The following is a 6,028-nucleotide window of genomic DNA, read 5'->3' on the forward strand; positions in this document are numbered from 1 at the left end:
GGCACCGCAACAGACGCAGCCGTCGCCGCAGCACGCGCAGCGCAGCACGATGTCGCAGTCGGGCAAGCCCATGCGCACGCAGCCGCCGGGCGTCGTCGCGACCGGTCAGCCGGAACAGCTCAAGGGCGTGCGCCGCAACATGGCGCGCGTGATGGCCGATGCGCATTCGAAGGTGGTGCCGACGACGCTGGTCGACGACGCCGACCTGCACGCCTGGATCGGCAAGCAGGACATCACCGCGCGCCTGGTGCGCTCGATGGTCGCCGCGTGCAAGGCGGTGCCGGCGCTCAATGCCTGGTTCGACGGCGAGTCGCTCACGCGCACGCTGCATCCGCACGTCGACATCGGCATCGCCGTCGATACCGACGATGGCCTGTTCGTGCCGGCGCTGCGCAATGCCGACATGCTCGACGCCGGCGGCATCCGCACCGCGATCCAGCGCCTGCGCACGCAGGTGGGCGACCGCTCGATCCCGCCGAGCGAGCTCTCGGGCTACACGATATCGCTGTCGAACTTCGGCATGTTTGCCGGCCGCTATGCGACGCCGGTGGTGGTGCCTCCGTGCGTGGCGATCGTCGGCGCGGGCAAGCTGTGCCACGACGTGGTCGCCGTGATGGGCGGCATCGAAGTGCATCGCCGCATGCCGATCTCGCTGACGTTCGACCATCGCGCCGCGACCGGTGGCGAAGCCGCGCGTTTCCTCAAGGCGCTGCTCGACGATCTGTCGCTCCCGCAGTAAACGATCCGGCAGTGTTGCAACGACGGGTGCCGATTGGCGCCCGTTGTCGTTTGCGGCGATGGCTTTCGCGCAACTCGACTGCGCGACCGGCTGACGACCGGACGCAGCCGCACGCGTGACGCGCGCTACGCTCGCCCTTCCCCCCGAACGGACGCATGCCCATGGCGCACCGCAGCCGACTCGCCGGTTTCATCATCGACTGCAATTCCCCCGATCTCGACAGCGCCGCCCGCTTCTGGAGCCAGGCGCTCGGCATGCCCATCGCGAATCCCGACGCAGGCGACGTGCCCGGCCAATACGCGCAACTCGGCGACACGCCGGGCAACCTGCATGTCGAAGTGCAGAAGGTCGACCACCCGTCGCGCGTGCACCTCGACATCGAGACCGATGACGTCGAAGCCGAAGTCGCGCGGCTCGAAGCGCTCGGCGCCCGCAAGGTCGCATTCGTGAAGCGCTGGTGGCTGATGGAAGCGCCAACCGGCCAACGCTTCTGCGTGGTGCGCATGCGCGAGGACGCCGGCCGCGGCGAGGCGAACCGATGGGACTGAGCGCGCTCGCCAGCGCCGAGCGCTAGAATTCGCGACCGCTGCCGGGGTCCGACATGAAACGAGTGCTGTTTGTCTGCGTCGAGAACGCCAACCGCAGTCAGATGGCCGAGGCCTTCGCGCGTATGCACGGCGGCGCCCGCGTCGAAGCATTGAGCGCCGGCTCGCGGCCGTCGGGCGTGATCAATCCCAAGGCGATCCGCTTCATGGCCGAACGCGGCTACGACCTTTCGACGCACGGCTCCAAGTCGCTCGACCAAGCGGGCGGCGAGTTCGACGCGGTAGTGACCATGGGTTGCGGCGACGCCTGCCCGTGGGTGCCGGCCAAGCAACGCGTCGACTGGGCACTCCCCGACCCGCGCGACATGGACGACGACGGCTACCGCGCCGTGCGTGACGACATCGAGGCGCGCGTCATCGCATTGCTGGGCACGCTGTGATCCCGCTGAGTCGCCGGCTGCTCGCCGAATTCGTCGGCACCGCGTTGCTGCTGGCCACCGTGGTCGGCTCCGGCACGATGGGTCTCGATCTCTCCGGCGGCAATCGCGGCGTCGCGCTGTTGGCGAACGCCGGCGCGACGGCCGGAATGCTCTACGTGCTGATCGTGCTGTTCAGCCCGATTTCGGGCGCGCACATGAATCCGGCGGTGTCGCTGGTGTTTCGCCTGCGTCGTGAACTCGACAACCGCGCGTTCGCCGGCTACGTCCTCGCGCAGGTCGCGGGTGCCACTGCGGGCGTGGTGCTCGCGCACCTCATGTTCGGCCTCGACGTCGTGCAATGGGGTGACCATGCGCGCACCGGCGCATCGCAGTGGCTGAGCGAGGGTGTGGCGACGTTCGGACTGGTTCTGACGATCCTGCTCGGCCTGCGGCATCGTGCGGAAGCCATTCCGGCGCTGGTCGCGGCCTATATCTTCGGCGCCTACTGGTTCACTGCCAGCACGTCGTTCGCCAACCCGGCGGTGACGCTCGCGCGTTCGATCACGCGCACCTTCGCCGGCATCCGTCCCGCCGACGTGCCGGGTTTCGTGATGGCGCAGCTCGCCGGCGCGCTGCTGGCGATGGCCGTCGTCCGCGCGCTCGGCGCGAACAACGACGAGCCGGCTCAGTAGGCGAATTCTCGGAACACGGGGTCGACGCTGCCGTTCCATTCGCCATGGAACAGCTCGAGCTTGCGCTCGGCCGGCGTCAGGCCGCTTTCGACGATGTCCATAAGCGGCGCGAGGAAGATCGACTCGTTGACGCCATTCGCGTTGAGCCGTGCACGGCGACGCAGCCCAGCGGCGGAGATCTTCAGCGACTCGCGTGCGAGGTCCAGCGCGGTGCCGCCCCGGAACGGCAGCTTCAGCGCCTGCCGCGTCACGCCGTCGCGCAAGGCGTGGCGTTCCTCGAGCGAGAAGTCCTTGACGAGGTCCCATGCCGCATCGAGCGCCGCGTCGTCGTACAGCAGCCCGACCCAGTACGCCGGCAGCGCGCAGATGCGGTTCCATGGGCCGGAATCGGCGCCGCGCATCTCGAGGTATTTCTTCAGCCGGACCTCGGGGAAGGCCGTGGTCATGTGGTCGGCCCAGTCCTTCATCGTCGGCCGCGCGCCGGGGCGCACCGGCAGCTTGCCGTCCATGTAGTCGCGGAACGACTGCCCGCTGGCGTCGATATACGTGCCATCGCGGTAGACGAAGTACATCGGCACGTCGAGCAGGTAATCGGTGTAGCGCTCGTAGCCGAAGCCGTCCTCGAACACGAAGTCGAGCAGGCCGGTGCGGTCGTTGTCGGTGTCGGTCCAGATCTGCGAGCGGTAGGACAGGAAGCCGTTCGGCTTGCCCTCGGTGAAGGGCGAATCGGCGAACAGCGCGGTCGCGATCGGCTGCAGCGCGAGCGAAACCCGGAACTTCTTGACCATGTCCGCTTCGGACGCGACATCGAGGTTGACCTGCACCGTGCAGGTGCGCGTCATCATGTCGAGGCCAAGCGTGCCGACCTTCGGCATGTAGTCGCGCATGATCCTGTAGCGACCCTTCGGCATCCACGGCATCTCGTCGCGTCGCCACTTCGGCTGGAAGCCCATGCCGAGGAACCCCAGGCCCATAGGCTCGGCGACCTCGCGCACTTCGCGCAGGTGGGTGCCGGTCTCGCGGCAGGTCTCGTGCAGCGTTTCCAGTGGCGCACCCGACAGTTCGAGCTGGCCGGCGGGCTCGAGCGATACCGAGGCATCGTCGCGGGTCAGCGCGATGACGCGGCCCTTTTCCTCCACGGGCACCCAGCCAAAACGCGTCAGCCCCTTCAGCAGGGCCTCGATGCCGCGGTCGCCGTCGAACGTCGGCGCGCGCAGGTCGTCGGTGCGGAAGCCGAACTTCTCGTGCTCGGTGCCGATGCGCCAGTCGGACGGCGGACGCACGCCCGAGGCAAGGAACTCGACGAGCTCGGCGCGCGATCCGACTTCGACGTCATCGACATGGCTGGGACCGGACACGCGCACCTCGACATATCCCGCAACGGCGGGAGGGCGGCCAGTCTAGCCCCCGGACGACAGGCCTGACGTCGCACCGGCAGGGCGTCAGCGTTGCGCGCGTAGTCGCAGCGGGGCACGCCTAGAATGCGTGGATGCCACGCCCTCCCGTCCGTCCCTGCCTGTTCGTCGGCGTCCTGCTCGCCGGTATCGCGGGCGCTGCGGGTGCGGCGACGCTCGAGCGCGGCAACGGGCCGGAGCCGTCCACGCTGGATGCGCACAAGTGCCAGGAAGTCGCCTGCGGCAACGTGCTTCGCGACCTCTACGAAGGCCTGGTGACCGAGGACGCGCGCGGCCGGCTGGTGCCGGGCATGGCCGAACGCTGGTTCATGTCAGCGGACGGCCGCACCTGGACATTCGTGCTGCGCGACGGCCTGCGCTGGAGCAATGGCGAGCCGCTCGACGCGCCGCAGGTCGTCGCCAGCTTCCGTCGCGCGTTCCTGCCGTTGACGGCCGCGCCGTTCGGTGAGCTGTTCGACGCGCTGCACGATGCCAAGGCAGTGCAGGCGGGGAACGCCCCGCCGTCGTCGCTGGGCGTCGAAGCGACCGACGCCCGCACCGTCGTCTTCCATCTCGACCGCAGTGCGCCATTTCCGGCGCTGCTGACGCTGCCGATCGCCTTCCCCGTCTACCTGCCGGCGGTACAGCGGCTCGGTGCGCAACACACGCGGCCCGGCGCGCTGGTTTCCAACGGCGCGTACCGGCTTGCCGCGTGGACGCCGCAGGCGAATCTCGTGGTGGAGCGCAACGCGTACTTCCACGACGCGCGCGACGTCGCGATCGAGCGCGTGCGTTACCAGGTGACCGAGGATGCCGCCGCCGAGATGCAGCGCTTCGCGGCCGGCGACCTGCACATCACCGAAGTGGTGCCGCCGCAGCCGCTCGATGCGCTGCGCCGTCGCTTCGGTACGCAGCTGCACGTATCGCCGTATCTCGGCGCGTTCTGGCTCGGCATCAACACGACCGTAGCGCCGTATCGCGACGGCGACTGCGTGCGTGTGTCGATGCCGCCGTCGACAGGCCCACGTGGCCTCGCCCCGCTGCGCGACGGCTGCCTCGATCGCGGGCATGCACTGCGTCGTGCGCTGTCGCTGGCGATCGACCGCGACATCCTGGTGCACCACGTGACGGGCTTCGGCGAACGCGTCGCGTTCGGCGTGGTGCCGCCCGGTATCGAGGGCTACGCGCCGGCGACGACCCCGTGGGCCGGCTGGTCGCAGGCGCGCCGCGAAGCCGAGGCGCGCAGGCTGTATCGCGCGGCGGGGTTCGACGCGCGACGGCCGCTGGAGATCGAGCTGCGCTACAACACTTCCACGCCGCATCGCCGGCTTGCGCTCGCCGTGGCGTCGATGTGGCGGCGGGTGCTCGGCGCACGCGTGCGGCTTCGCAACGAGGAATGGAAGGTCTTCGTCGGCAATCGCAAGCAGCGCGTGATCACGCAGGTGTTTCGCGGTGGCTGGATCGGCGACGTTCCCGATGCACGCAACTTCCTCACGGCATTCGACGGTGACGGCCCGCTCAACTGGACCGGTTACTCGGACACCGGCGTGCACGAGCGCCTCGCGCACGCCGACGCCGCCCGCTCGCCCGCCGCACGCAATGCATGGCTGCATGCGGCGGAGACGCGCGTGTTGCAATCCGACGCGGTGATCCCGCTGTATTTCTACACATCGAAGCATCTCGTCGACGCGCGCGTGCACGGCTTCGAGGCCAATACGCTGGATCACCACGCCAGCCGCTGGCTGCGGCTCGATCCCTGAAGGAGCCTGCGATGAAACCCAGACATCCCGAATCCCATCGCGCCCATCGCGCGGGCTGGCTGCGCGCGTCGGTGCTCGGCGCCAACGACGGCATCGTGTCGATCTCCGGGCTCGTGGTGGGCGTTGCGGCCAGCGGCGCGACACCGGCGGTGGTCCTCGCGAGCGGCATTGCCGGCGTCGTGGCGGGCGCGATGTCGATGGCGGCGGGGGAGTACGTCAGCGTGCAGTCGCAGGCCGATGTCGAGACGGCGGACCTCGCGAAGGAGCGCCGGGAACTTGCGGAGCAGCCCGAGAGTGAACTCAAGGAACTGGCGATGATCTGGGAGCGTCGCGGCCTGGATCCCGCGCTCGCCCGCGAGGTCGCCGTGCAACTCACCGCGCACGACGCACTCGGCAGCCATGCGCGCGACGAGCTCGGCATCACCGAGGCGCTGCGCGCGCGGCCGCTGCAGGCGGCCCTCGCCTCCGGCGCCGCGTTC

The 6,028-nt window shown here is 69.4% G+C and carries 7 protein-coding genes; 6 read left to right on the forward strand and 1 reads right to left on the reverse strand.

Annotation, left to right across the window (positions count from 1 at the left end):
* The 4 genes from FW784_RS11910 to FW784_RS11925 form a co-directional block, all read left to right on the forward strand.
* Window positions 1-739: dihydrolipoamide acetyltransferase family protein (locus tag FW784_RS11910; RefSeq protein ID WP_149353560.1), on the forward strand; the 739-nt coding region annotated here is incomplete at its 5' end.
* Between the two features lie 161 nt (window positions 740-900).
* Window positions 901-1,287 carry a VOC family protein gene (locus tag FW784_RS11915; protein ID WP_149353565.1) on the forward strand — a complete coding sequence of 129 codons (387 nt, stop codon included), beginning with the start codon at window positions 901-903 and terminating at the stop codon, window positions 1,285-1,287.
* Window positions 1,288-1,340: 53 nt separating this feature from the next.
* Window positions 1,341-1,724 carry an arsenate reductase ArsC gene (locus FW784_RS11920; protein WP_149353561.1) on the forward strand — a complete coding sequence of 128 codons (384 nt, stop codon included), beginning with the start codon at window positions 1,341-1,343 and terminating at the stop codon, window positions 1,722-1,724.
* The gene (locus tag FW784_RS11925) at window positions 1,721-2,395 is read left to right on the forward strand and encodes an aquaporin (RefSeq protein ID WP_205123621.1); all 675 of its coding nucleotides are present in this window, start codon (window positions 1,721-1,723) and stop codon (window positions 2,393-2,395) included. The genes FW784_RS11920 and FW784_RS11925 overlap by 4 nt, the downstream gene beginning before the upstream one ends.
* On the opposite strand, the gene FW784_RS11930 is transcribed toward FW784_RS11925, so the two are convergent.
* Entirely contained in the window at window positions 2,389-3,753 is a 1,365-nt protein-coding gene (locus tag FW784_RS11930; RefSeq protein WP_149353562.1) for a glutamate--cysteine ligase, read from the reverse strand. The two genes, FW784_RS11925 and FW784_RS11930, sit on opposite strands and share 7 nt — an antisense overlap.
* Before the next feature lie 131 nt (window positions 3,754-3,884).
* Between FW784_RS11930 and FW784_RS11935 the strand changes: the two genes are divergently transcribed.
* Both FW784_RS11935 and FW784_RS11940 read left to right on the forward strand, forming a co-directional pair.
* Complete coding sequence (locus FW784_RS11935) at window positions 3,885-5,549, forward strand: peptide ABC transporter substrate-binding protein (protein ID WP_149353563.1); 1,665 nt, start codon at window positions 3,885-3,887, stop codon at window positions 5,547-5,549.
* Between the two features lie 11 nt (window positions 5,550-5,560).
* A partial coding sequence (locus FW784_RS11940; protein ID WP_149353564.1) for a VIT1/CCC1 transporter family protein occupies window positions 5,561-6,028 on the forward strand: 468 nt, incomplete at its 3' end.

The organism is Cognatilysobacter lacus (assembly GCF_008274655.1).
Taxonomy (GTDB): Bacteria; Pseudomonadota; Gammaproteobacteria; order Xanthomonadales; family Xanthomonadaceae; genus Cognatilysobacter; species Cognatilysobacter lacus.